The organism is Nesterenkonia sp. K-15-9-6 (assembly GCF_052656005.1).
This window is the reverse complement of the sequence record NZ_JBQYEY010000028.1, coordinates 19,608-44,200: the sequence shown is the minus strand read 5'-3', so window position 1 is coordinate 44,200 and position 24,593 is coordinate 19,608. Positions and strand designations below refer to the sequence as shown.

Below are 24,593 nucleotides of genomic sequence, written 5' to 3'. Positions count from 1 at the left end.
AGGCCTCTGGACCCGCAAAGGCTGGGCCGGAAGGGGATGACACGCCCGGGCCATACACACATTCTGGCCAATAACCCCCCTGTGAGCCACCGGTCACGCCGAGGACGGGCCGCTGGCCTGGATGACGAAAGACCCCGGTCTGGTCAGGATCTCGCCTGATCAGACCGGGGTCTCGAGTCGTGCGCGGAGCGGGACTTGAACCCGCACCCTCATTAATAGAGGACTAGCACCTCAAGCTAGCGCGTCTACCTATTCCGCCACCCGCGCAGGGGGTGAATGCCTTGCGGCAACGACATGAGACTCTAGCACGGCCTCCAGGCGCTCCACCAATCGAGTGACCTGCCTCTCACTGGGAGCCGCGGTGTGCGGGCCGAGCCGATCAGGGCACTCGCGCCGTCCATGCCTCGGTGCTGAACTTCTCGTCCACGAGCTGATGCGCGCGAGCCAGTTCGTGCTCACGGATCTCCGCGGTGCGCGCGCCGTAGCGGCGGCCGAAGACCTCCATGAACGTCTCGAAGATCTCCAGGCGGCTGCGTCCTGTCTGGCTGCGCAGCGGGTCCACCCGCTTGACCGCCGAGGCGATGCCCTTGTCGGAGATCTTCTCCCGGCCGATGCGCAGGACCTGGAGCATCTTCGCCGCGTCGATGTCATAGCTCATGGTGACGTGGTGCAGCATCCCACCGTTGGCGAGACGCTTCTGAGCGGCCCCGCCGATCTTCCGCCCCTGTCCCTCGCCCTCGGCGGCGGACACGATGTCGTTGAGCGGCTTGTAGGCTGCCTCCACGCCGATCTCTCGCAGCGCCTCCATGACCCAGGAGTCCAGGAACGGATAGGAGTCCGCGAAGCTCATGCCGTCGACCAGGGACTGCGGGAAGCACAGGGAATAGGTCACGCAGTTGCCGGGCTCCATGAACATCGCGCCGCCTCCGGAGATGCGACGCACCACGGTGGTCTCCGTGGCGCGGGCCGCTTCGGCGTCGACCTCATTGGCCAGCGACTGGAAGGAGCCGATGACCACGGCACGTTCGTTCCAGTCCCACAGCCGCAGCAGCGGCGGGCGGGCACCGCGTCCGACCTCCTCGGTGAGGACCTGATCCAGAGCCACGTTGACCGCGATCGGCAGCGCCACCGGCGGCAGGATCTCCCACTCGTGGTCGGTCCAGGTGGTGGCGTGCCCGAGCGCCCGCCGGACCGCGACGCCGACCGCGTCGGCGTCGAATCCGACCATCTGCGCATCCACGGGCAGCCCGGCCTCCACGGCGCGGGCGATGGTCTCACGGGTCGAGCCGACGTCGAGCCCGACCAGCGAGCGGTTCAGGTCCTCGAGCGCCTCGTCGGGCTCCAGGAAGAAGTCACCGTTGACCGAGGCCGCGGCGATGCGCCCGGCCTCCTCGTCGACCGTCAGATCGACCACCACCAGCTTGCCGCCGACGACCTTGTACTCTCCGTGCCGGGTGGTGGACGCGGTGGGATCCACCGGGCCTGCCGCCGGCGCAGGGACACTGGACGCCGGACCTCCAGACGCCTGACCTGCGGATGCCTGACCTGCGCTGCTCTGCTGTTCGCTCGTCACGGCCTCCATCCTACTGACGCTGGGCACAGCCGGTGCACGAGACAGCACTCCTGAGGGGCCTGCGACGGTGCACGGGCCGGTCGTGCGCCCGCAGACACGACGAGGGCCGCGGCAGATGCCGCGGCCCTCGTCCGTGCTGCCCCCGACGGATCGTCAGGGGCGGCGGCGCCATGTCACTTGCTGCCGCCGAAGCCCTTGAAGCGCTTGTTGAACTTGTCCACGCGACCGGCGGAGTCCATGATCCGCTGCTTGCCGGTGTAGAACGGGTGCGAGGCCGCGGAGATCTCGACGTCGATGACCGGGTAGGTGTTGCCGTCCTCCCACTCCATGGTCTTCTCGGAGGTGGCCGTCGAGCGGGTCAGGACCTTCTCGCCGGAGGAGAGGTCATGGAAGATGACCGGCCCGTAGGTGGGGTGGATGTCAGACTTCATGGTTCGGATGTCCTTCGTGTCTGCCGCTGGATTTTGCCAGAAGCTCGTGGATCAGGGGGCCCTCTGCGGACCAGCACACCATGCTATCCCAGACCGGTCCGCCGACCCAACTCCCCTGGCCCGATTCCTCCGGGCACCCTCAGGCCCCCGTCTCCTGCTCTGCGGCGGCCCCGCCGCCCGCGCCCGCCCACGTCTCGCAGATCGGGATCGGGCGGCCCAGCACGTTCTCGGCCGCGCGGTGACCGGAGCACAGGGCCGCGGTGACGGTCGCTGGATCATCGCTCCAGGTCGCCTCGCCGGCGAGGTGCAGCACACCGCCGACCGGAGTCGCGAGGGTGTCATGGTCCTCCGGTCGGGACCCGACCGGCAGATAGGCGTAGGACCCTTGGGCGAACGGATCCTCGCTCCATTGGGTGACGTGCACCTCGGTGGGAGCGGGGACGTCCGGATGCAGCCGTCGCAGCTGATTCAGCACGGACTCGGCGACCTCCTCCTCGCTCCAGGAGCGGATGGCCTGCGCGGCCGGTCCGGCGGCGAAGGTCAGCAGGGTGGGCACGCCGTCCAGCCGGGTGAGGTCATACCAGGAGTGCCACCAGTGCCCTGCGGGTCCCAGCTGTCGCAGGGCATAGGCCTCCTCGTCCCAGAACCGGTGCGGGAAGCGCAGGATGATCTTCTCGAAGGCGTTCATCTCCAGGCGCCCGAGGGCTGTGGAGACCGGCTCGGGCAGCGGGGGCTCCACCCGGAGCAGGTCGGACCTCAGCACACCGACAGGAACGGTCAGGACCGCGGCGTCCGCGGCGAACCTGCCCCGGTCGGTCTCGGCGACGACGCCGTCGCCGCCCCAGACGAGCCGCGAGACCGGATGCTTCAGGCGGACGTCGAGTCCGGAGGCGAGATACGCCGGCAGCGCGGCATAGCCGCCGGGGAAGATCACCTCGTCGCCGATGATCTCATCGTCGTCGAGTCCGTGCGCGGCGAGCTCCTCGATCCCGACGCCGTACTGCTCCTCGCTGCGGTGCGCGAGATGCTCGCGGACCCTCTGGGCGCGATCAGGGGGCCACGCCTGGGCAGCGAGGGCGGCCTCGGTGACGTCGTGGTACGAGTCGGCCGGGCCGGAGGATTCGATCAACGGCAGGAGCTCCCGGTCGATCGCATGCACGTCCGCCGCGAAGGCCCGCACCTCCTCGACCGGCAGACGCGCGCCGTCGGGCCCGAAGTACGCGATCGGGCGGCCGTCCACCTGGTACCCGCCCACCGTGAACTCAATCATCGGCATGCCGAGTGCCGCCGCGGCCGCGGCCACCGGGTTGTCGTCCACCCCGTGGATCCAGCTGGCCCCGAGGTCGAGCCCGTGGGCGGTGTGCACCCGCCCACCGATGCGGTCCCGGGCCTCCAGCACGATGACGGACCGCCCGGCCCGGGCGAGCAGCCGGGCTGCGGTGAGACCGGCGACGCCGGCCCCGACGACGATCGTGTCGCCACGGGTCATGGGCGCCAGGTGTGCCGTGGCTCGAAGCCGAGCAGACGGCGTGCCTTGGCGATGGAGAGCATCGTGTCGTGCTCACCGAGGTCGCCGCGGATCGGCACGTCGGGGAACACGTCGGCCACGAGGTCGGCGTTGCTGCGCGTGGTGACGGTGTCCGCGGCGGCGATGATGAAACGGTCGAAGCCGGCAGGTGCGGACTGCAACGCCCTCTCGACGGCCTGCGCGCCGTCACGGGCGTCGATGTAGCTCCACAGGTTCCACTTGCGCTGCCGCGGATCCTCATCGAAGGGGAACGCGGCGTAGTCCTCGGGCCACATCACGTTGGAGAAGCGCAGGGCCGTGATGGACACCTGCGGATTCCACCGGACGAGCTCGATCGCCATCTGCTCCTCGAGGTGCTTCACCAGCGAGTAGACCGACTCGGGGCGCGCCGGGTACTCCTCGTCCACCGGGATGTAGGGCGGGGGCACGTCGAACGGCAGGCCCAGCACGGTCTCACTGGACGCATGCACGATGCGCGTGATCCCCAGCTTCGTCGCCGCCCAGAACACGTTGAACGTGGCGAGCATGTTGTTGTGGAAGGTGGCGACGTCGGGCGCGAGCCCCGGAGCGGGGATGGCGCCGAGGTGCACTAGCGCGTCCACTCCGTCGTGTGTGTCGTTGACGGAGGTCAGGGCGTCGACGACCTCGCCGTAGTTCATCAGGTCGATCTGGACGAAGTCAGGATCGCGCTCACCGACGCGATCGAGCCCGACCACCCGGTGGCCTGCGGCACGGAGCTCGCGGGCCACCACAGATCCGAGCTTGCCTGAGGACCCTGTCAGTGCAATGCGCATGCGCACCAGTGTGGCACAGGTCATGGACCCATGAGCCTGTGAGCCGGAGCGCGGACGTCCAGCACTCCCCCGCCGCCGTGCCCTCTGGCAGGATCAGATCACGGAGCCATCCCCTGAGAGACCCTGGAGGACCTGATGAAGCTGCTGCTGACCTCCGGAGGCATCACCAACGCGACCATCCGGTCCGCGCTCACCGACGTGCTGGGCCGACCGACCGACGAGAGCCGGGCGCTGTACATCCCCACTGCGATGCATGGCCATCCGTCGTGCACGCCGCAGATGACCTGGCAGGGCATCGCCGGACAGGGTCCGGCGGGCCGAGGTCTCATCGACGCACGGTGGGGCTCCGTCGGCGTCCTGGAGCTGACGGCGCTGCCCAGCATCGCCCGTGAGCGCTGGCTGGGCTGGGTCCAGGAGGCCGATGTCCTGCTGGCCGCCGGCGGTGACACGATGTACCTGTGCCACTGGATGAGGACCTCCGGGCTCGCCGAGGTCCTGCCCGAGCTGTCAGAGACCGTCTGGGTGGGGATGAGTGCGGGCAGCATGGTGATGACGCCGCGGATCGGCGAGCGCTTCGTGACCTGGCCCGAGCCGCGCGGCGACGATCAGACGCTCGGGTTCGTGGACTTCTCCCTCTTCCCCCATCTGGACTACCCGGGATGGGACCATCAGACGGCAGAGAAGGCCGCGGAATGGGCCGAGACTCTCACGGGAGGGGCCTACGCGATCGATGACGACACCGCGATCCGCGTGGTGGACCGCGACGTCGACGTCGTCTCCGAGGGACGGTGGCTGCGCCTCGGCGCAGTCTGACCGCAGTCTCACCACAGTCCGACCACAGTCTGACCACGACGCCTCCGCGCCGCGCACGTCACCGGGTCGAACAGCGGATCACCGGGTCGAACAGCGGGTCACCGGGTCGAATAGAACGCCACGGCGGAGGCGGCGGCCACGTTGAGGGAGTCCACGCCGCGCATCATGGGGATCGTCACCCGCGCGTCCAGACGCCGCTCGGTCTCCTCCCGCAGCCCGTCTCCCTCATTGCCCAGCACCAGGGCGAGCCGACTGTGGTCCTGAGCCACCAGGTCGTCCAGCGGCACCGAGCCCTCCCCCAGCGAGAGTCCGGCCACCACGAAGCCGGCGGCCTGCAGGGACGCCAGGCCGTCCGGCCACGGGTGGACCCGGGTCCACGGCATCTGGAACACCGCCCCCATCGAGACCCGGATCGCCCGCCGGTACAGCGGGTCGGCACACGCCGGGGAGAGCAGCACCGCATCCGCGCCCAGCGCCGCCGCCGAGCGGAACACGGCCCCGACGTTCGTGTGGTCGGTCAGATCCTCCAGGATGCCGACTCGCAGGCGCGCGTCCTTCTGATCCGCATCGATGCCGTCCAGCACCTCGTCCAGACGCAGCTCGGCCGGCCGATGCATCGCTGCGAGCGCGCCACGGTGCAGATGGAATCCGGTGATCTCCTGCAGGACCTGCTGCTCCCCCAGGTACACGGGCGCCTGCGGCCAGCGGGCGACGACGTCGGCGAGACCGGCCAAGTGACGGTGCTCCATGAAGAAGGACCGTGGTCGGTGCCCGGCGTCGACCGCCCGGCGCACCACCTGGCTGGACTCCGCCATGTACATTCCGTGGGCGATGTCCTGGCGGCGCCGCAGCGCCGCGTCGGTCAGGGACCGGTAGTCCGTGGCCCGCGGATCATCGGCGGAGTCCAGCACCACGATCGGATTGGGGACCGACGCCACAGCGTCGCGCTCGGGCCCGGAGACGCCGCCGCTCATGCGCCCAGCAGGTTGCGGATCATGACGACCAGGGCCACCACGCCCAGGGTGACGATCACCAGCCGCAGCACCAGCGGCTTCATCCGCCGCCCGACCCAGGCTCCGGCGAAGCCGCCGATGGTGGAGCCCACGGCGATGATCGCGACCACGATCCACTCGATCCGGTCGATGGCCAGGAACAGGTAGCTCACCGCGGCGGTGAGGTTCACGGTGAGGACCAGGGCGTTCTTGACCGCGTTGGCCTGCTGCAGGGTCGCGGCCAGGAAGACCCCCAGGATGCCGACCAGCAGCACGCCCTGGGCCGCGACGAAGTACCCGCCATAGACGCCGGCGAAGAACACCAGGGCGATCAGCAGCGGGCCCACCTCGGGCCGCTCAGGCGGCGGAGCCTCCCCGCTCTGCACGGCGATCTCGGTGCGGCGCTCCTGTTCGGCGGCCTTGCGGGCCCGGACCCAGCGCTGCAGCCGCGGCTGGAAGATCACGAAGAACAGCGCGACCACGATGAGCGCCGGGGCGACGGTCTCGAAGACCTCCTCGGGCAGGGTCAGCAGCAGCAGGGCACCGACCACGCCACCGAGCAGCGAGACCGGCACCAGACGCAGCAGCGTCCCACCGACCTGGGCGATCTCCCGTCGATAGCCCCAGGTGCCGGTGATGTTCCCGGCGATGAGCCCCATGGCGTTGGAGATCGTCGCCGTCACCGGGGGAAAGCCCATGGCCACCAGCACGGGGAAGGTCACCAGGGTCCCGGAGCCGACGACGGTGTTGATCGCCCCGGCCCAGACGGCGGCCAGCGCGATGATCAGGACCTGGTCCAGGCCCAGCCCGAAGATGTCCACTCCCACGTCAGCGGGAGGCGGCGAACGCCGAGAAGCGCCCGTTGCGGGTGTGGAGCTCCAGCGGCATGTCGAAGGTGGTCGACAGGTTCTCCGAGGTCAGCACCTCGTCGATCGACCCCTGGGCGACCGACCGGCCGTCGCGGAGCAGCAGCACGTGGGTGAAGCCCGGAGGGATCTCCTCCAGGTGATGGGTGACCAGCACCGTGGTGGGAGCATCCTCGGAGGCCACGAGCTCGGCGGTGCGGTGCACCAGCGACTCCCGCCCGGCGAGGTCCAGCCCTGCTCCCGGCTCGTCGAGCAGCAGCAGCTCCGGGTCGGTCATCAATGCCCGGGCGATCTGCACCCTCTTGCGCTCCCCCTCGCTCAGGGTGGCGAAGGGGCGGTCGAAGACGGTGCCCACTCCCCAGGTGTTGAGCAGCTCGAAGGCGCGGCGCTCGTCCAGGCGCTCGTACTCCTCGCGCCAGCGGCCCGTCACCCCGTAGGCGGCGGTGACGACCATGTCCAGGGCCTTCTCCCGGGTCGGCATCGTGGAGGCCAGGGCGTTGGAGCACAGGCCGATGCGCGGCCGCAGCTCGAAGACGTCGACCGCACCGAGACGCTCGTCCAGGATGCCCACCTGCCCCTGGGTGGGGTGGAGACGCGCCGCGGCGATCTGCAGCAGAGTGGTCTTGCCCGCACCGTTGGGGCCGAGCACCACCCAGCGCTCGTCCTCTCCCACGGTCCACGTGACGTCGTCGAGCAGATGCTTCCGGCCGCGGCGCACACTGACGCCCTGGATGTCGAGGACAAGACTCATGAGCCCCAGACTATCGAAGCCCGATACCCTGGTCGCACTATGACTCCTTCCTCCGGCCGCGTGTCTCCCAGCCCCTCGTCAGCACCTTCCACCGAGGCTCCCGCCTCTCCGGATCTGCCGCCCGGCACCGTCGCGATGATCGCCGCCCGGCGCCTCGACGTGCCGCTGCTGCGCTCGCTCACTGCGGAGCTGGAGCGCCGCGGGGCCGTGCACAGCGTCGAGTCCCGCACGGTGGCCGTGCGGGACGCCGCCGGTGACGGCGAGGTCGAGGTGGCCCGCTGGTCGGTGACGTTGGATGACGCCGACGACTCGTACGGCACGCAGCTGCTGATCGCCCTGCTGCAGGACGTCGCGGACCGCATCGGTGACCTGCTGGAGGCCGAGGGCCTCGGCGAGGAGGGCCTCGACGGCGCGGCCGCGGTGACCACCACCGTCCTTCCGGCGGCCATGCGCCCGCCGGGTCCGCGGATGCTGCTCATGGACGTGGACTCCACCCTCATCGACCAGGAGGTCATCGAGCTGCTCGCCCGGCATGCCGGCCGTGAGCAGGAGGTCGCCCAGGTCACGGAGCGGGCGATGCGCGGAGAGCTGGACTTCGCGGCCTCGCTCCACGAGCGGGTCGCCGCGCTCCAGGACCTGCCGCTGTCGGTCATCGACTCCACTGTCGACGCGGTCTCCCCCACCTGCGGCGCCGAACGGCTCATCTCCGGATTCCGGCGTCGCGGCTGGACGGCCTGCGCGGTCTCCGGAGGATTCGTCCAGGTCCTGGACCCCCTGGCGCATCGGCTGGGCCTGGACCGCGCCGACGCCAACACCTTGGAGATCGAGGCCGGCCGCCTGACCGGCCGTGTGGCCGGCGCCGTGGTGGATCGTGCGGCGAAGCGGGACCGTCTGCTCCGCTGGGCCGCCGAAGACGGCGTCGAAGCCTCCTCCGTGGTGGCCGTGGGCGACGGCGCCAACGACCTGGACATGGTCGCCGCCGCCGGCGTCGGCGTCGCCTTCTGCGCCAAGCCTGCCCTGGCGGAGCAGTCCGACCTGGTGATCCGACACCGCTCCCTGGAGCTGGTGTCCCTCGCGCTCGGTCTCGACTGACCCTTCTGCACGCTCATGTGCGCCGCTCATCTGAGCATGTTCCTTCCGATGACGCCCCCTGGCGAAGAAATCGGAAACCGCATTCCCATTGCCCTCACCCCCGCGGAGATTCCCGAGAATCCGCGGAAGTTCTCGTCTCGCCTGGCCAGACGCGCGATCGGAGCACCCACCCACCCTTTCTCACCTCACCCATGTGCTCGCGTGAGCAATCGGCAATCCCCACATGATGCGAGACACATATGCTCGACCCCGGTAGTCTGGACACGCGCGGCACGACGATGTGCAGCCTCGTTGTCATCCGTCAAAACCTTGGAGGAACCTCAGTGACCGAAACAGCCGTGAACGACTCCGCCGTCTTCAGCGATCTCGACGAGCGGGCCGTCGACACCCTGCGCGTGCTGGCCGCCGACGCCGTCGAGAAGGTTGGCTCCGGCCACCCCGGTACGGCCATGTCGCTGGCTCCCGCCGCCTATCTGCTCTTCCAGAAGGTCATGAGGCATGACCCGAAGGATCCCACCTGGATCGGTCGTGACCGGTTCATCCTCTCTCCGGGGCACACGTCGCTGACTCTCTACCTCCAGCTGTTCTTCTCCGGCTACGGCCTGGAGCTGGACGACATCAAGGCCCTGCGCACCTGGGACTCGCTGACCCCGGGGCACCCCGAGTACGGCCACACCGACGGTGTGGAGATCACCACCGGCCCGCTGGGCCAGGGGCTCGCCTCCGCCGTCGGCTTCGCCTACGGCCAGCGCCGCATGCGGGGTCTGCTGGACCCCGACGCCGCTCCGGGCAAGAGCCCCTTCGACCACACCGTGTGGGTCATCGCCTCCGACGGCGACCTGCAGGAGGGCGTCACCTCCGAGGCCTCCTCGCTCGCAGGCCACCAGCAGCTGGGCAACCTCGTCGTCATCTACGACGACAACAAGATCTCCATCGAGGACGACACGGACATCGCCTTCACCGAGGACGTCTCGGCCCGCTACGAGGCCTACGGCTGGCACGTCCAGCGGGTCGACTGGCTGAAGACCGGCGACTACGTCGAGGACGTGGCCGAGCTCGAGCGTGCCATCGCCGAGGCGAAGGCGACCACCGACAAGCCCTCGCTGATCAGCCTGCGCACCATCATCGGCTGGCCGGCCCCCACCAAGCAGAACACCGGCGGCATCCACGGCGCCAAGCTCGGCGGCGACGAGCTGGCCGCGCTGAAGACGGTCCTCGGCGTCGACCCCGAGGCACACTTCGCCGTCGACGACGAGGTCCTCGGCCACGCCCGCCAGGTGGTGGACCGCGGGGCCGCCGCCCACGCCGAGTGGGACCAGTCCTACCAGGCCTGGCGTCAGGCCAACCCCGAGGCCGCCGCGCTGCTGGACCGCCTGACCGCCGGCGAGCTGCCCGAGGGCTGGGAGGAGAGCCTCCCCGAGTTCCCGGCCGGCGAGGCCGTGGCCACCCGCGCCGCCTCCGGCAAGGTCCTCAACGCCGTCGGCGACGTGCTGCCCGAGCTCTGGGGCGGCTCCGCAGACCTGGCTGGGTCCAACAACACGCTGATCGCGGCCTCCCCCTCCTTCGTTCCGGAGGAGCGATCCACCTCGAAGTTCTCCGGTAACCCCTACGGCCGGAACCTGCACTTCGGCGTCCGGGAGCACGCCGCAGCGGCCATCACCAACGGCATCCAGCTCTCGACGCCGCTGCGCACCTACAACGGCACCTTCCTCATCTTCTCCGACTATCAGCGTCCGGCGATCCGCCTGGCGGCGCTGATGGGGATCGGCTCCATCTTCGTGTGGACCCACGACTCCATCGGCCTCGGTGAGGACGGCCCGACCCACCAGCCGGTGGAGCAGCTCGCCTCCCTGCGGGCGATCCCGGGACTCGACGTGGTCCGTCCCGGTGACCCGAACGAGGTCGTCGTCGCCTGGCGCGAGGTGCTGCGCCGCGGGGACCGTCCGGCCGGCCTGGCGCTGACGCGTCAGGGCATCCCCACCTACGAGCGCGGGGAGGGTGCGGCGACCGCGGAGTCCTTCGGCTCGGTCGAGGGGGCCGCCCGGGGTGCCTACGTGCTCGCCGAGGCCGTCAGGGATGGCCAGGCCGTCACCCCCGATGTGATCCTGATCGGCACGGGGTCCGAGGTGCAGCTGGCCGTGGAGGCTCGCGAGCAGCTGGCCGCCAAGGGCGTCGCCGCCCGTGTGGTCTCCGCTCCCTGCCTGGAGTGGTTCGCCGAGCAGGACGGCGCGTACCGGGAGCAGGTCCTGCCCTCCTCGGTGAAGGCCCGTGTGGCGGTGGAGGCGGCGCACCCGATGAGCTGGCACCGGCTCGTCGGCGACGCCGGCCGCGTGGTCGGCCTCGACCACTTCGGCGCTTCCGCCGACTATCAGACCCTGTACCGCGAGTTCGGCATCACCTCCGAGGCCGTCGTCGCGGCCGCCGAGGAGTCCGTCGCGGCCGCGCGCTGACCGCCGCCCCGCAGTTCCGACCCCCAGGGCGACTCCGTCGCCCGCTGACATGTCATCAGGAGACATACCCATGACGAACCCGAACACCCAGGCGCTCTCCGACCAGGGCGTCTCCATCTGGCTGGACGACCTCTCCCGCGAGCGTCTCGACTCCGGCTCGCTGGCCGAGCTCATCGAGAGCCACCACGTGGTCGGTGTGACCACCAACCCGACGATCTTCGAGAACGCTCTGGCCAAGGGCGAGGCCTACGAGAAGCAGCTCAGCGAGCTCGCCGCCGCCGGCGCCGATGCGGAGAAGGCCGTCTTCGAGATCACCACCGCCGATGTGCGCCAGGCCTGCGACGTCTTCGCCGGCGTCTACGAGCGCACCGACGGCGTGGACGGCCGGGTCTCGATCGAGGTCGACCCCCGTCTCGCCCGCGACACCGAGGGCACCATCGCGCAGGCCAAGGAGCTCGCGGAGGCGGTCGGGCGTGAGAACGTGCTGATCAAGATCCCCGCCACGGTGGAGGGCATCGAGGCGATTGCCGCAGTGCTCGCCGAGGGCATCAGCGTCAACGTCACGCTGATCTTCTCCCTGGAGCGGTACCGCGCGGTCATCAACGCGTTCATGCTCGGACTGGAGAAGGCCCACGCCGAGGGCAAGGACATCTCGACGATCCACTCCGTGGCCTCCTTCTTCGTCTCGCGCGTCGACTCCGAGGTGGACAAGCGTCTGGAGCTAGCTGCGGAGGAGGGCAAGCCGGGCACTGAGAAGCTCCGCAGCGCCGCGGCACTCGCCAATGCCCGGCTGGCCCACCAGATCGCCGGCGAGTCGTTCAGCTCCGAGCGCTGGCAGCTGCTGGCGGATCGCGGCGCGCGCCCCCAGCGCCTGCTGCTGGCCTCCACCGGCACCAAGGACCCCAACCTCTCGGACACGCTGTACGTGACCGAGCTGGTGGCCGCCGGCGTGGTCAACACCATGCCGGAGAAGACCCTCATGGCGCTGGCCGACCACGGCGTGGTCGAGGGCGACACGATGACCGACACCTATGTGGAGTCCAACCGGGTCCTCGACGGCATCGCCGCGGCCGGCATCAGCTACCGCGACGTCGTGGACACCCTCGAGACCGAGGGGCTCGACAAGTTCGTGCAGTCCTGGGAAGGCCTGCTGGGCACCATCGACGCGGGTCTGCGTCGCGTGGTGGCCTGACCCTCCCACGGACTCGACCGTCCCCGGACGCCCGGGAGACGCCGCAGACCGCGGCGTCTCCCGGGCCACGGGGCCGGTCCCCCGGCCCGCCCCACGGCGTCCGCTCGCCGCGGACCAGCCTCTGCTCCACGAGACCCGGCGCCGCAGCCACAGCGCCTCCTCCTGCTCCACCCCTGATTCCCCGCTCCACCTCTGACCCTCGCCGACGCTCGCTGACCCTCGCTGACGCGGAGTCGGCCGTTCCGGGGCTCCCGTCAGCGGCCCGCGCCGGCGAGGGCACTCCCCGAATCCGTCCGGCAGCTTCCGCTTCGAAAGGATGCACACCATGAGTTCGCTCTCCCTCACCCTGCGCGGGGCCGCCCGCGACGCCGTGGACGCCCAGGTCCCTGGACTGATCGACCACGAGTTCGCCAGCCGTCTGGCCGCCCAGGACCACACCCTCTGGGGTGCGGCCGCCGAGGACGAGGCCTCGAAGCGTCTCGGCTGGGTGGCTCTGTTCGCCGACTCCCGGGAGCTGCTCCCCCGCATCGCCGAGTTGCGTGACCAGCTCGCCGCCGAAGGAGTCGACCGTGTGGTGCTGGCCGGCATGGGCGGATCGTCGCTGGCCCCCGAAGTCATCTGCGCCACCGAGGGGGTGGAGCTGACCGTGCTGGACTCCACCGACCCGCAGCACGTGGCCGCCGTCGTCGGCACGGCTGTGGAGCGCACCGTGCTGGTGGTCTCCTCCAAGTCCGGCTCCACCGTGGAGACCGACTCGCAGCGCCGGATCGTCTCCGCGGCGTTCGCCGCGGCCGGCATCGACGCCGCCTCCCGCACCGTGGTCGTGACTGACCCCGGCTCCCCGTTGGCCGAGTCCGCGGCGGCCGACGGGGTGCGGGCGGTCTTCGAGGCCGATCCCACCGTCGGGGGTCGCTACTCCGCCCTCACCGCCTTCGGCCTCGTCCCCTCCGGGTTGGCCGGCGCCGACATCGAGGCCCTCCTCGACGACGCCGAGGAGGCCTTCACGGTCCTGGCAGGCGACGACGACGCCAACCCGGGGCTGCAGCTCGGCTCCGCGATCGGCGGCACCCAGCCGCTGCGCAACAAGCTGGTCATCACCGACGCCGGCTCCCCGCTGGTGGGGCTCGGCGCATGGATCGAGCAGCTCATCGCCGAGTCCACCGGCAAGGAAGGCACCGGCGTGCTGCCGGTGATCGTCTCCGACGGCGAGCCGGAGCTCACCCGCGAGCTGGACGACGTGCTCGTGGTGCAGATCATCGACGCCGACGCCGAGGAGGGTTCCTCGGTGGACGGCGACACCGCGGACACCGTCGTCACCCCGCATGTCGTGCGCACCGGCGGGAGCCTGGGGGCGCAGTTCGTGCTCTGGGAGGTCGCCACCGCCGTCGCCGGGGCACTGCTGGGCATCAATCCCTTCGACCAGCCTGACGTGGAGTCCGCCAAGACCGCAGCCCGCGGTCTGCTGGACTCCCCCGCGCCTGAAGCCGGCGACGCCGTGACCGACGGTGCCGTGGAGATCCGTACCGCCGGAGGAGCACCGGTCGGCGAGGACCTGGGCTCCGCCCTGCGCGGCCTGCTCGCGCAGGTGCCCGGGGACGGCTATGTGGCCGTCATGGCGTACCTGGACCGCACCTCCGAGGCGCGTCTGGAAGATGTGCGCGCGCAGTTCGCCGCCCACACCGGACGACCCGTGACCTTCGGCTGGGGGCCGCGCTTCCTGCACTCCACGGGCCAGTTCCACAAGGGCGGCCCCCACGTGGGCGTCTTCCTGCAGATCACTGCGGACGCCGCCGAGGACCTCGAGGTCCCCGGCCGGCCGTTCACCCTGCAGAAGCTCATCGGCGCCCAGGCGGCCGGTGACGCCCAGGTGCTGGCCGGTCACGGGATGCCGGTGCTCCAGCTGCATCTGACCGACCGCGCCGCCGGGCTCCAGCAGGTGCTCGACGCCGTCGACGCCCTGTCCTGACCCACGGTCCAGATCCTGCCCTGACCAGGAGAGACACAGAGAGAGCTCGCATGAATCCGACCCTTCGGAGCACCCCGCGCAGCAGCCGCACCTCCCGCGGAGGCAATCCGCTGCGCGATGTCCGCGACAGGCGGCTGAACCGCATCGCCGGGCCCAGCGCCATGGTGATGTTCGGCGTCACCGGTGACCTGGCCCGGAAGAAGCTGCTGCCGGCGATCTACGATCTCGCCAACCGAGGACTGCTGCCGCCGAGCTTCTCCCTGGTGGGCTTCGGCCGCCGAGACTGGACCCACGAGCAGTTCGCCGCCGAGGTCCTCGACCATGTGAAGGCCTCGGCGCGCACCAGCTTCGACCAGCGGGTGTGGGACCAGCTCTCCGCGGGGCTGCGGTTCGTCCCGGCCGCAGGATTCGACGACGACGACGCCTACGCCCGCCTGGGCGAGACGCTGCGGGAGGTCCAGGAGTCCCGCGGGACCCGAGGCAACCACGCCTTCTACCTGTCGATCCCGCCGAACTCCTTCGACGTGGTCTGTGAGAAGCTCTCCGCCCATGGCCTCGCCTCCCGCCAGGAGGAGACGGCCGCCCGCAACGGGCGTTCCACGCCGTGGAGCCGAGTGGTCATCGAGAAGCCGTTCGGCCACGACCTGGCCTCCGCCCGGGAGCTGAACCGCGTGGTGGAGAAGGTCTTCCCCTCAGACTCGGTGTTCCGTATCGACCACTACCTGGGCAAGGAGACGGTCCAGAACCTGCTGGCCCTGCGCTTCGCCAACCAGCTGTTCGAACCCCTCTGGAACGCCCAGCACGTGGACCACGTGCAGATCACCATGGCCGAGGACATCGGCATCGGCGGACGTGCCAGCTACTACGACGGCGTCGGCGCGGCCCGCGACGTCATCCAGAACCACCTGCTGCAGCTGCTGGCGCTCACGGCCATGGAGGAGCCGATCTCCTTCGACGCCCGCGACCTGCGCGCGGAGAAGGAGAAGGTGCTGGCCGCCGTCACTCTCCCCGAGGACCTCGGCGCCGCCTCGGCCCGCGGGCAGTACGCCTCCGGCTGGCAGGGCGGCGAGAAGGTCGTCGGGTTCCTGGACGAGGAAGGCTTCAACCCGGAGTCCAGGACCGAGACGTTCGCGGCGCTGAAGCTGGACATCAACACCCGCCGCTGGGCCGGGGTGCCCTTCTATCTGCGTGCCGGCAAACGACTGGGGCGCCGGGTCACCGAGATCGCGGTGATCTTCAAGAGGGCACCCAATCTGCTGTTCCTGGACCACGACGACCACGAGTTCGGCCAGAACGCGGTGGTCATCCGCGTCCAGCCCGATGAGGGCGCGACGATCCGCTTCGCCTCCAAGGTGCCGGGGACCCAGATGGAGGTCCGCGACGTGACCATGGACTTCGGCTACGGCCACGCCTTCACGGAGGACAGTCCAGAGGCCTACGAGCGGCTCATCCTGGATGTGCTGCTCGGCGAGCCTCCGCTGTTCCCCCGCCATGAGGAGGTCGAGCTGTCCTGGAAGATCCTCGACCCGTTCGAGGAGCACTGGGCCTCCCTCGACGAGCAGCCGGAGCCCTACGCTCCGGGCAGCTGGGGGCCCGCGTCGGCCCACGAGCTGCTGGCCCGCGACGGACGCACCTGGCGCCGGCCGTAGGCGCGCGAGACGAGGAGATGACCTGTGATCGTTGACATCCCGGACACCACCACCTCCAAGGTGTCCAAGCAGCTGAACCAGATGCGAGAGGCCGGCGGCGTCGTCGCGCTGACGCGGGTGCTGACGCTGGTGATCCTGGCCTCCGAGGAGAACGCGGAGCCGGCCATCGCGGCGGCCAACCTGGCCTCCCGGGAGCATCCGTGCCGCATCATCGTGCTCGCCACCGGCGACGCCGCGGGCGACACCCGGCTGGACGCCCAGATCCGCGTGGGCGGAGACGCCGGAGCCTCCGAGGTCATCGTGCTGCGCGCCTCCGGTGAGCTGGCCGAGCAGAACGAGTCGATGGTGGCCGCGCTGCTGCTGCCCGATGCGCCGATCGTGGCGTGGTGGGCCGATGAGATCCCGGAGGACGTGAGCCGCACACCCATCGGACGGATCGCGCACCGTCGGATCACCGACACCGCGCGGGCCTCCCGTCCGCTGGAGGCGCTGCACACGGTGGCCCGCAGCTATCACGACGGCGATTCGGACCTCGCCTGGACGCGGATCACCGGCTGGCGCATCCAGCTGGCCAGCATCCTGGACACGATGGACCCCGAGCACGTCACCGGCGCGACCGTGGAGGCGGCCCCGGAGCTGCCGTCCTCGGCGCTGCTGGCCGCCTGGCTGCAGCTGGCCCTCGGTGTGCCGGTGACGCTCACCCGCCACACGGTGGACCGGGGACTGAGCGCCGTGCGGCTGCACACCCCCGACGGCGACGTCGTACTCTCCCGGCCCGTGGGGGACATCGCGTCCCTGCACCTCCAGGATGCCCCGGTGCAGCGGGTGCCGCTGCCGCACCGTACGCTGGAGGACTGCCTGTCCGAGGAGATGCGTCGGCTCGACGCCGACGAGGTCTTCGGCGAGGTCCTCACCCGGGGCCTGCCCGAGACCGACCTGCGCGCCTGTGTGGAGCAGTCCGCGATCTGATGCCCCGTCACCCCAGCAGAGAGGCCGCCTCCATGACCGTGCCCCTGAACACCGCCGCCGCAGCGCCCCGCACCGAGCTCTTCGAGGACAAGGACTCGCTGTGCCGAGCCGTGGCGGAGCGTCTGATCGATCTGCTGCGCCGCACCGTGGCCGAGGACGGCGCGGCCCATGTGGCGCTCACGGGCGGCGGTGCAGGCATCGGCACCCTCGTCGAGGCCGCCCGGCTCTTCCGCTCGGGAGCCGCCGAAGGACTTGACCTCTCCGCGGTGCACCTCTGGTGGGGCGACGAGCGGCTGCTCCCAGCCGGCGACGCGGAGCGCAACGCGCAGCAGGCCGACGAGGCCCTGCTGGACCTGCTGGTGGCCGAGCACGGCCTGCCGGCGGCCAACATCCACCGGATGCCGTCCTCGGAGGACGCCGCCTCCCCGCGGGCGGGGGCTGAGCTCTATGCGGAACAGCTTGCCCTCCACGCCCCTGAGGGAGGCCGTGCGGGGCTGCACCTCCCGCGGTTCGCCGTCATCCTGCTCGGCGTGGGGCCCGACGGGCACATCGCCAGCCTCTTCCCGGGCAAGGCCGCTCTGCAGGTGACGGGCCGGACCACTGTGGGAGAGGACGACTCCCCCAAGCCACCGCCGCCCCGGGTGTCTCTGACGTTCGACGCGATCCACAGCGCCGAGCGGGTGTGGTTGGTCGTCGCCGGCCAGGACAAGGCCGAGGCCGTCCGCCGCGCAGCAGACGAGACCACGGAGGTCACCGAGATCCCGGCGAAGAACGCCCGTGGTGCCCGTGAGACCGTCTGGCACGTGGACCGCGCAGCCGCGGGGCACGCTCAGACCTGAGGCTCGACGGTCCGGTCCGCCCCCACGGTGCGCACCGTCGCCGACCAGCATCGGGACGACATCGACACGACGACGTACTGCCGTTGGCGAGCCCACGACGGAGCCGCCAGGAGGCCCGCCCCGGCGACTTCTCCCATGAGCGCGTGGCGCCCGTGCCCGGCGAGCACCACCCGGGTGTCGGTGCCCTCCAAGGCCTCGGTGAACGCCGAGGCGTCGGCCGCCACCGCCCTCAGTGCGTCCGCCACGCCGTTCCTGGGGAACGGGAACGGCGGCGGGGAGGCCAGAGACGTCGCCACCGGTGGATGGTGCAGGCACACGACGCTTCCCCAGGGCGCGTCCGTGGCGAGTCGACGTCGCATCCAGCGCAGCTGAGCCTCCCCCAGGCGTCCCCGGCCGCTGTCCAGCAGCACGAGCCGCAGCGGGCCCAGACGGTGCACCGTCCAGGACCCAGCACGCAACGACGGGATCGCCTTGGCTGCGATGGCGTCGTCATGGTCACCCAGAGCACACAGCACGGGAGCCGCCAGTCGCGTCTCGACGCACCGCAGCGCCGCCGCAAGCATCGGATAGGACTCGGCTGTCCCCTGGTGCACCAGGTCCCCAGTGATGATGACCGCATCGGGCGGTCGGCCGATGGCGGCAGGTTGCGTCAGCTCCTCGACCAGCAGTTCCAAGGACCCCAGAGCGTCCGTGCCGGGAGCGCCCACCTGCAGGTCGCTGAGGTGGACCAAGAGGCGTTCCTCCCGTCGCGGGGAGGTGAGCGGATCTCGTGGCATCCCCCTATGGTGTCCACCGGTGGTGACGGCAGGATGAACGCGTCCCGTCAGCGTGATGACGAATCGTCCGGACACGCGATGAGGCCCGTGACCCGACCGGACGGTCGAGTCACGGGCCCCATCCCGCGCGGTCCCGGAGGACGGCTCAGCGGAGGATCAGATGTCCACGTTGACCTGGATGAGCAGACCCAGGGCCACGACGATCAGGCCCCAGGAGACACCGAGGGCGATGGTCAGGCGGTTGAGGTTCCGCTCCGCCACGCCGGACGAGCCCAGCGAGGAGGTCACACCGCCGCCGAACATGTCAGACATTCCGCCGCCGCGCCCCTTGTGGAGCAGGATCAGCAGGATCAGCAGCAGGCTGATGACGGCCAGGAGGACCTGGAGAGCGATGGTCAGTGCAGACACAGCGGCCTTTCGTGGACGGTGGAGGTTTCAGCAGCTACCAGGATAACGCGGGAACTCAGCCCGCGTGGCCCGTGTCGATGTGCTTCTCGAACGAGACGATGTTGGCGAACTCCTCAGCCTCGAGGCTGGCACCGCCGACCAGCGCACCGTCGACGTCGGTCCCGGCGAGGATCGAGGCGACGTTCTTCGCCTTCACCGAGCCGCCGTAGAGGATCCGCACGCCGTCGGCGAACTCTGCGGAATACCGTTCGGCCAGGTGCGCACGGACCGCGGCCGCCATCTCCTGCGCGTCCTCCGGTCCCGCGACCTCACCGGTGCCGATGGCCCAGACCGGCTCATAGGCGACCACGAGCTCGCCGAGCTCATCGGCCGTGAGCCCCTCCAGGGCGCCGTCGAGCTGCGCCAGTGTGTGGGAGACGTGGTCCCCCGCCTGCCGGACCTCAAGCCCTTCGCCGACGCACAGCACCGGCGCCAGATCGTGGCGCAGCGCGGCGCGGATCTTGCGGTTGAGCAGCGCGTCGTCCTCACCATGGACCTCCCGGCGCTCCGAGTGCCCGATCAGCACCTGGGAGCAGCCCAGGCGGCTCAGGAACTGACCGGAGATGTCTCCGGTGTAGGCTCCCGAGTCGTGCTCCGAGAGATCCTGGGCGCCGTAGTCCAGGGAGAGCTTGTCTCCCGTGACCAAGGTCTGCACACCGCGGAGATCGGTGAACGGCGGGAACACGGAGACCTGGACACGCTCGTAGTCGTGTCCTGCGTCATCCAGCGTCCACGCCAGCTTCTGGACCAGGGCGATGCCCTGCATATGGTCCATGTTCATCTTCCAGTTGCCTGCGATCAGCGGGCGACGGACGAACTGCCCGTCCTTCTGAGCGGTCATGAGTCAGGTGATCCTTCCAGCGGTGGAGTCCAGCGACGGATATGTGGTGGGGTCGGTGAGGCTGGGCGCTCAGCGCTGCAGAGCCTCGATGCCCGGCAGGGACTTGCCCTCCAAGTACTCGAGGCTCGCGCCGCCGCCGGTGGAGATGTGGCCGAAGGCGGCCTCCTCGAAGCCCAGGCTGCGTACGGCGGCCGCGGAGTCTCCCCCGCCGACCACGGTGAAGCCCTCGGTCTCGGTCAGCGCGCGGGCCACTGCGGCGGTGCCGGCGGCGAAGGCCTCCATCTCGAACACGCCCATGGGGCCGTTCCAGAACACGGTGTTGGAGTCGGCGATCTCGCGGGAGAACGCCTCAGCGGTCTCCGGCCCGATGTCCAGGCCCAGCGCGGCCGCCCCGTGGGCCCCTGACTCGAGCGTCTCGACGGGAAGCACCTCGTGCTCGGCGTCGGCCGAGAACGCGGAGGCCATGACGATGTCGGTCGGCAGCACGATCCGGCAGCCGTGGCGTTCGGCCGCGGCCAGGAAGCCGCGGACCGTGTCCAGCTTGTCGTCCTCCACCAGAGAGTTCCCGATGCCGTATCCCTGGGCCTTCAGGAAGGTGAACACCATGCCGCCGCCGACCAGCAGCGTGTCCGCCCGGGACATGAGGTTCTCGATGACGGCCAGCTTGTCCGAGACCTTCGACCCGCCGAGAACCACGGTGTACGGCCGCTGGGGGGACTCGGTCAGCCGCTCCAGCACGACCAGCTCGTCCCGGACCAGGTCTCCCTGGTAAGCGGGCAGCTGCTCGGTGATGTCGGCCACCGAGGCGTGACGCCGATGCACCGCGCCGAAGGCGTCATTGACGTAGACGCCGTCCTCCCCCGTCAGGGCGGCCAGCTCCGTGGCCAGCGCGGACCGCTCGGCGTCGTCCTTGGAGGTCTCGCGGGGGTCGAACCGCACGTTCTCCAGCAGGAGGATCTCGCCGTCGGGAAGCTCGGCGGCGTTCTCCTGCGCGGACGGGCCGACCAGATCCTCGGCACGGCGCACAGGAACTCGGCTCAGCTCGGCCATGCGGGCGGCGACCGGCGCCAGCGAGAACTGCGGGTCGACCTGGCCCTTCGGGCGGCCGAGATGGGCGGTGACCAGCACCTTGGCACCGGCCTGGGCGAGCTTCTCGAGCACCGGCAGGGAGGCACGGATCCGGCCGTCGTCGGTGACGGTCGCGCCGTCGAGGGGCACGTTGAGGTCCGATCGGACCAGGACGCGGCGGCCGGAGACGCCGTCGGCCAGCAGGGTGTCCAGTGTGGAGGCAGTCATGGGGTTCAGAGTACCAATCGGTCGGAGGGGCGGAACGGCCGAGGCCCCGCCGACCACGTCCGCGCAGGCGGTCGGGCAGGCGGGGCCTCGGTCACTGAGTCGTCAGCTGCGGCAGCGGGCGTGTCAGAGCTTCGAGCCGACATGCACGGTCAGCTGGGCCAGGCGCGAGCTGTAGCCGTACTCGTTGTCGTACCAGGAGAACACCTTCACCGTGTGGCCGATGACCTTGGTGAGCGGGGCGTCGAAGATCGAGGAGTGCGAGTCTCCGACGATGTCCGAGGAGACGATCGGGTCCTCGTTGTAGGCCAGGATGCCGGCCAGCTCGCCCTCGGCGGCCTTCTTGAAGGCCGCGTTGACGTCCTCGGGGGTCACGCCGTCCTTCTCGACGGTGACGGTGAGGTCGGTGCCGGATCCGGTGATCACCGGGACACGCACGGCGTAGCCGTCGAGCTTGCCGTCGACCTCGGGGATGACCGCGCCGATGGCGGCGGCGGCGCCCGTCGAGGTGGGAACCATGTTGACGCCGGCCGCCCGGGCCCGGCGCGGGTCGCTGTGCGGGGCGTCGTGCAGGCGCTGGTCACCGGTGTAGGCGTGGACCGTGGTCATCAGGCCCTCGACGATGCCGAACTCGTCGTTGAGGACCTTCACCAGCGGGGCCAGGCAGTTGGTGGTGCAGGAGGCGTTCGAGACCACGGTGTGGTTCGCGGCGTCGAAGGTGTCCTCGTTGATGCCCACGACCAGGGTCGCGTCGACGCCCTTGGCCGGGGCGGAGACGATGACCTTCTTGGCGCCGGCCTCGATGTGCTTGCCGGCGGTCTCCTTGGTGGTGAAGAACCCGGTGCACTCCAGGACGACGTCGACGCCCAGTTCGCCCCACGGCAGGTTGGCCGGGTCGCGGTCCGAGAGAAGACGGATCCGACGGTCACCGACGACGAGGTGATCGCCGTCGAGAGAGACGTCCTGGGGGAAACGGCCGAGGACGGAGTCATACTTGGTCAGATTGACCAGCTGGCCGGGCTCGGTGAGGTCATTGATCGCCACGAGCTCCAGGTCATGGCCCTGGTCCTCGATCACACGCAGCACGTTGCGGCCGATTCGTCCAAAACCGTTGATCGCGATCTTCGTCGCCATGGGTTCCCTTCCTTGACTTCTCCGTCCGCCGGGTCGGCGGACCGATGAGGTGCGGATCCTGCGTGCTGTCGTCCCGCGCGGCCGAGGGCGGCGGAACGGCCCCGAGAAACACGTTGGGGATCAGCGGCCCGGGTCTTCACCCAGTGCCACTGACCCCCAACAACATCGTTGTTCTCAGGTTGTCCGTAGAACGCAGTCTTGAATTATCAGCTCATATTCTGTCACATGTCGGCGCATCGTGTGTGAGCCGATCGGCATGAGTCCGACATGTGGACCTCAGGACAGGGGCGCCGGGCGAGCATCCCGGCACTGAGTCACGGAGTGATCAGCGAAGCCGCGCCGGAGCGTGCGGCCTCGAGACGGCGCGCCACGTCCTCCCAGTTGATGATGTTCCAGAACGCCTTGACGTAGTCCGGCTTCACATTCTGGTAGTCGAGGTAGAAGGCGTGCTCCCACATGTCCAGCATCAGCAGCGGGACGGTCGCCACGGGGACGCCGTTCTGCTGGTCGTAGAACTGCTCGATCACCAGGTTGCCGCCGATCGGCTCGAAGGCCAGGATCGCCCACCCGGAGCCCTGGATGGTGAGCGCGGCCTGCGTGAACTGCTCCTGGAACTTCTCGAAGGAGCCGAAGTACTCGTCGATCGCGGCGGCCAGCTCACCCTCCGGACGCTCCTGCCCCTCCGGAGAGAGGTTCTTCCAGAAGATCGAGTGGTTGGTGTGCCCGCCGAGGTTGAACTGCAGGTCCTTCAGCAGCTTCGGCGTCGTGCCGTAGTCGCCGTTCTCCCGGGCCTCAGCGAGCTTCTCCAGCGCGGTGTTGGCGCCCTTGACGTAGGTCGCGTGGTGCTTGGAGTGGTGCAGCTCCATGATGCGCGCGGAGATGTGCGGCTCCAGCGCGGCGTAGTCGTAGTCGAGTTCAGGAAGCGTGTACTCAGCCATGCGGTGCTCCTTGCAGCAGGGATTCATCGGGCCGGGGCGTCGAGCCCCGCTCGCCCTCAATCCTATGACTCCGACCCAGAACGCATAAGGGGTTACCGACTATGACAGCCGATGTTCACCACGGGAGGAAACTTCCTCACGAGAGAAAGATTTAGGCATTCCTAATTATCGCGGGGCCACGCCCCTCAGGTCTCCAGCATGTCAGGAGTGACGTTGGCCTCGGTGCCTGGCACATCCAGCTCCTGCGCCCGCTTGTCGGCCATCGCCAGCAGACGACGGATGCGTCCGGCGATGGCGTCCTTGGTCATGGGCGGCTCCGCGAGCCGACCCAGCTCATCCAGGGAGGCCTGCTTGTGCTGCAGGCGCAGCTCACCGGCATATTTCAGGTGCTCGGGAGCCTCGTCGCCGAGGATCTCCAGCGCCCGCTGCACCCGGGCTCCCGCGGCGACGGCGGCCTGCGCCGACCGCCGGAGGTTGGCGTCGTCGAAGTTCGCCAGCCGGTTCGCCGTGGCCCGCACCTCCTTGCGCATGCGTCGCTCCTCCCACACCAGCAGGGCCTGATGGGCGCCCATGCGGGTCAGCAGCTGGGCGATCGAGTCGCCGTCCCGGATCACCACGCGATCCACGGAACGCACCTCGCGGGCCTTCGCCGTGAGTCCCAGGCGACGCGCGGCGCCCACGAGCGCCAGCGCGGCCTCCGGTCCGGGGCAGGTGACCTCGAGCGAGGATGAACGCCCCGGCTCGGTGAGCGATCCGTGAGCCAGGAACGCGCCCCTCCAGACCGCGACCGCATCAGCCACCGACCCGTTGACGATGACTGAAGGAAGCCCTCGGACCGGGCGACCCCGGGCGTCGAGCAGGCCTGTCTGTCGCGCCAGGGCCTCGCCTTCGCGGACCACCCGGACCACGTAGCGGCTGCCCTTCTTCAGGCCCGACCCGGAGACCACGATGATCTCACTGGAGTGTCCGTAGACCTCGGCGATCGCGGCACGCAGGCGGCGCGCGGTCGCCGCATGGTCCAGTTCCGCCTCGATGACGATGCGCCCCGAGATGATGTGCAGTCCGCCGGCGAACCGCAGCATGGCCGAGACCTCGGCCTTGCGCTCAGAGGATGTGGAGACCTCCTGGCGAGAGAGCTCTTCCTTGACCGATTCGGTCAGCGCCATATGAACGTTCCTCCGGTGGTTTCTGTCGCGGTGAGCACGGCATCGGGCTCCGACATGCTACTGGATGGTTCTGGGCACGGCGTCGAGGGTGTG

The 24,593-nt window shown here is 69.9% G+C and carries 22 protein-coding genes and 1 tRNA gene; 8 read left to right on the top strand and 15 right to left on the bottom strand.

What is annotated here, in order from left to right; translation table 11 throughout:
• Positions 1 to 180: 180 nt before the first annotated feature.
• The 5 genes from SD455_RS14290 to SD455_RS14270 all read right to left on the bottom strand — a co-directional run bounded on the left by SD455_RS14290 (position 181) and on the right by SD455_RS14270 (position 4,326).
• A tRNA-Leu gene (locus tag SD455_RS14290) sits at positions 181 to 267 on the bottom strand.
• A 112-nt stretch (positions 268 to 379) separates the two neighbouring features.
• A complete protein-coding gene (locus SD455_RS14285) occupies positions 380 to 1,477 on the bottom strand; it encodes a lipoate--protein ligase family protein (RefSeq protein WP_445508497.1) in 1,098 nt (365 codons plus the stop codon).
• A 269-nt stretch (positions 1,478 to 1,746) separates the two neighbouring features.
• Positions 1,747 to 2,004, bottom strand: a complete 258-nt coding sequence (locus SD455_RS14280; protein ID WP_070158779.1) for a type B 50S ribosomal protein L31 — start codon at positions 2,002 to 2,004, stop codon at positions 1,747 to 1,749.
• A gap of 139 nt (positions 2,005 to 2,143) precedes the next feature.
• Positions 2,144 to 3,493 carry a flavin monoamine oxidase family protein gene (locus SD455_RS14275; RefSeq protein ID WP_445508496.1) on the bottom strand — a complete coding sequence of 450 codons (1,350 nt, stop codon included), beginning with the start codon at positions 3,491 to 3,493 and terminating at the stop codon, positions 2,144 to 2,146.
• Positions 3,490 to 4,326, bottom strand: coding sequence for an NAD-dependent epimerase/dehydratase family protein (locus SD455_RS14270; protein WP_070158796.1), 837 nt, complete (start codon positions 4,324 to 4,326; stop codon positions 3,490 to 3,492). Before SD455_RS14270 ends, SD455_RS14275 begins: the two co-directional genes overlap by 4 nt.
• Positions 4,327 to 4,461: 135 nt before the next feature.
• On the opposite strand from SD455_RS14270, the gene SD455_RS14265 reads away from it, so the two are divergent.
• Entirely contained in the window at positions 4,462 to 5,139 is a 678-nt protein-coding gene (locus tag SD455_RS14265) for a Type 1 glutamine amidotransferase-like domain-containing protein (RefSeq protein ID WP_445508495.1), read from the top strand.
• 98 nt (positions 5,140 to 5,237) lie between these two features.
• Here SD455_RS14265 and SD455_RS14260 read toward each other — a convergent pair whose 3' ends face one another.
• The 3 genes from SD455_RS14260 to SD455_RS14250 are packed head-to-tail and all read right to left on the bottom strand — an operon-like array spanning position 5,238 to position 7,748.
• Positions 5,238 to 6,113 (bottom strand): TrmH family RNA methyltransferase, encoded by an 876-nt coding sequence (locus SD455_RS14260; protein WP_445508494.1) that lies wholly within the window; start codon positions 6,111 to 6,113, stop codon positions 5,238 to 5,240.
• Entirely contained in the window at positions 6,110 to 6,952 is an 843-nt protein-coding gene (locus SD455_RS14255; RefSeq protein WP_344743946.1) for a sulfite exporter TauE/SafE family protein, read from the bottom strand. The genes SD455_RS14260 and SD455_RS14255 overlap by 4 nt, the downstream gene beginning before the upstream one ends.
• A gap of 7 nt (positions 6,953 to 6,959) precedes the next feature.
• Complete coding sequence (locus SD455_RS14250; protein ID WP_344685487.1) at positions 6,960 to 7,748, bottom strand: ABC transporter ATP-binding protein; 789 nt, start codon at positions 7,746 to 7,748, stop codon at positions 6,960 to 6,962.
• 39 nt (positions 7,749 to 7,787) lie between these two features.
• Here SD455_RS14250 and serB point away from each other — a divergent pair, with 39 nt between their 5' ends.
• The 7 genes from serB (at position 7,788) to pgl (ending at position 17,905) form a co-directional block, all read left to right on the top strand.
• On the top strand, positions 7,788 to 8,840 hold the full coding sequence (gene serB, locus SD455_RS14245) for a phosphoserine phosphatase SerB (RefSeq protein ID WP_445508493.1): 1,053 nt from the start codon (positions 7,788 to 7,790) through the stop codon (positions 8,838 to 8,840).
• 323 nt (positions 8,841 to 9,163) lie between these two features.
• Positions 9,164 to 11,290, top strand: a complete 2,127-nt coding sequence (gene tkt, locus SD455_RS14240; RefSeq protein ID WP_445508492.1) for a transketolase — start codon at positions 9,164 to 9,166, stop codon at positions 11,288 to 11,290.
• A gap of 70 nt (positions 11,291 to 11,360) precedes the next feature.
• Positions 11,361 to 12,482 (top strand): transaldolase, encoded by a 1,122-nt coding sequence (gene tal / locus SD455_RS14235; protein ID WP_311024132.1) that lies wholly within the window; start codon positions 11,361 to 11,363, stop codon positions 12,480 to 12,482.
• A gap of 325 nt (positions 12,483 to 12,807) precedes the next feature.
• Positions 12,808 to 14,448 (top strand): glucose-6-phosphate isomerase, encoded by a 1,641-nt coding sequence (locus SD455_RS14230; RefSeq protein WP_445508491.1) that lies wholly within the window; start codon positions 12,808 to 12,810, stop codon positions 14,446 to 14,448.
• 50 nt (positions 14,449 to 14,498) lie between these two features.
• The gene (gene zwf / locus SD455_RS14225) at positions 14,499 to 16,097 is read left to right on the top strand and encodes a glucose-6-phosphate dehydrogenase (protein ID WP_070158775.1); all 1,599 of its coding nucleotides are present in this window, start codon (positions 14,499 to 14,501) and stop codon (positions 16,095 to 16,097) included.
• A gap of 24 nt (positions 16,098 to 16,121) precedes the next feature.
• Complete coding sequence (locus SD455_RS14220) at positions 16,122 to 17,066, top strand: glucose-6-phosphate dehydrogenase assembly protein OpcA (protein WP_070158774.1); 945 nt, start codon at positions 16,122 to 16,124, stop codon at positions 17,064 to 17,066.
• A 32-nt stretch (positions 17,067 to 17,098) separates the two neighbouring features.
• Positions 17,099 to 17,905 carry a 6-phosphogluconolactonase gene (gene pgl / locus SD455_RS14215; protein ID WP_311024128.1) on the top strand — a complete coding sequence of 269 codons (807 nt, stop codon included), beginning with the start codon at positions 17,099 to 17,101 and terminating at the stop codon, positions 17,903 to 17,905.
• Here the strand turns inward: pgl and SD455_RS14210 are convergent.
• From SD455_RS14210 to whiA, 7 genes are all read right to left on the bottom strand, one after another.
• Entirely contained in the window at positions 17,896 to 18,636 is a 741-nt protein-coding gene (locus SD455_RS14210) for a metallophosphoesterase family protein (RefSeq protein WP_445508490.1), read from the bottom strand. The two genes, pgl and SD455_RS14210, sit on opposite strands and share 10 nt — an antisense overlap.
• 201 nt (positions 18,637 to 18,837) lie before the next feature.
• Positions 18,838 to 19,089 (bottom strand): preprotein translocase subunit SecG, encoded by a 252-nt coding sequence (gene secG, locus SD455_RS14205; protein ID WP_070158772.1) that lies wholly within the window; start codon positions 19,087 to 19,089, stop codon positions 18,838 to 18,840.
• 55 nt (positions 19,090 to 19,144) lie between these two features.
• Positions 19,145 to 19,969 carry a triose-phosphate isomerase gene (gene tpiA, locus SD455_RS14200; protein ID WP_311024124.1) on the bottom strand — a complete coding sequence of 275 codons (825 nt, stop codon included), beginning with the start codon at positions 19,967 to 19,969 and terminating at the stop codon, positions 19,145 to 19,147.
• A gap of 69 nt (positions 19,970 to 20,038) precedes the next feature.
• A complete protein-coding gene (locus SD455_RS14195) occupies positions 20,039 to 21,265 on the bottom strand; it encodes a phosphoglycerate kinase (RefSeq protein ID WP_311024122.1) in 1,227 nt (408 codons plus the stop codon).
• A gap of 123 nt (positions 21,266 to 21,388) precedes the next feature.
• The gene (gene gap, locus SD455_RS14190) at positions 21,389 to 22,396 is read right to left on the bottom strand and encodes a type I glyceraldehyde-3-phosphate dehydrogenase (RefSeq protein WP_070158770.1); all 1,008 of its coding nucleotides are present in this window, start codon (positions 22,394 to 22,396) and stop codon (positions 21,389 to 21,391) included.
• 314 nt (positions 22,397 to 22,710) lie between these two features.
• Positions 22,711 to 23,334, bottom strand: a complete 624-nt coding sequence (locus tag SD455_RS14185) for a superoxide dismutase (RefSeq protein WP_311024121.1) — start codon at positions 23,332 to 23,334, stop codon at positions 22,711 to 22,713.
• Between the two features lie 185 nt (positions 23,335 to 23,519).
• The gene (gene whiA, locus SD455_RS14180) at positions 23,520 to 24,500 is read right to left on the bottom strand and encodes a DNA-binding protein WhiA (protein ID WP_311024119.1); all 981 of its coding nucleotides are present in this window, start codon (positions 24,498 to 24,500) and stop codon (positions 23,520 to 23,522) included.
• Positions 24,501 to 24,593: the final 93 nt, after the last annotated feature.

Bases quoted from the DNA above. Each gene is read 5' to 3' on its own strand.
- SD455_RS14265 (WP_445508495.1), top strand. From the start codon at position 4,462: ATGAAGCTGCTGCTGACCTCCGGAGGCATCACCAACGCGACCATCCGG.
- gap (WP_070158770.1), bottom strand. From the start codon at position 22,396: ATGGCGACGAAGATCGCGATCAACGGTTTTGGACGAATCGGCCGCAAC.
- tpiA (WP_311024124.1), bottom strand. From the start codon at position 19,969: ATGACCGCTCAGAAGGACGGGCAGTTCGTCCGTCGCCCGCTGATCGCA.
- tal (WP_311024132.1), top strand. From the start codon at position 11,361: ATGACGAACCCGAACACCCAGGCGCTCTCCGACCAGGGCGTCTCCATC.
- whiA (WP_311024119.1), bottom strand. From the start codon at position 24,500: ATGGCGCTGACCGAATCGGTCAAGGAAGAGCTCTCTCGCCAGGAGGTC.
- SD455_RS14185 (WP_311024121.1), bottom strand. From the start codon at position 23,334: ATGGCTGAGTACACGCTTCCTGAACTCGACTACGACTACGCCGCGCTG.
- serB (WP_445508493.1), top strand. From the start codon at position 7,788: ATGACTCCTTCCTCCGGCCGCGTGTCTCCCAGCCCCTCGTCAGCACCT.
- zwf (WP_070158775.1), top strand. From the start codon at position 14,499: ATGAATCCGACCCTTCGGAGCACCCCGCGCAGCAGCCGCACCTCCCGC.
- SD455_RS14260 (WP_445508494.1), bottom strand. From the start codon at position 6,113: ATGAGCGGCGGCGTCTCCGGGCCCGAGCGCGACGCTGTGGCGTCGGTC.
- SD455_RS14250 (WP_344685487.1), bottom strand. From the start codon at position 7,748: ATGAGTCTTGTCCTCGACATCCAGGGCGTCAGTGTGCGCCGCGGCCGG.
- pgl (WP_311024128.1), top strand. From the start codon at position 17,099: ATGACCGTGCCCCTGAACACCGCCGCCGCAGCGCCCCGCACCGAGCTC.
- SD455_RS14270 (WP_070158796.1), bottom strand. From the start codon at position 4,326: ATGCGCATTGCACTGACAGGGTCCTCAGGCAAGCTCGGATCTGTGGTG.
- SD455_RS14230 (WP_445508491.1), top strand. From the start codon at position 12,808: ATGAGTTCGCTCTCCCTCACCCTGCGCGGGGCCGCCCGCGACGCCGTG.
- SD455_RS14275 (WP_445508496.1), bottom strand. From the start codon at position 3,493: ATGACCCGTGGCGACACGATCGTCGTCGGGGCCGGCGTCGCCGGTCTC.
- SD455_RS14195 (WP_311024122.1), bottom strand. From the start codon at position 21,265: ATGACTGCCTCCACACTGGACACCCTGCTGGCCGACGGCGTCTCCGGC.
- SD455_RS14280 (WP_070158779.1), bottom strand. From the start codon at position 2,004: ATGAAGTCTGACATCCACCCCACCTACGGGCCGGTCATCTTCCATGAC.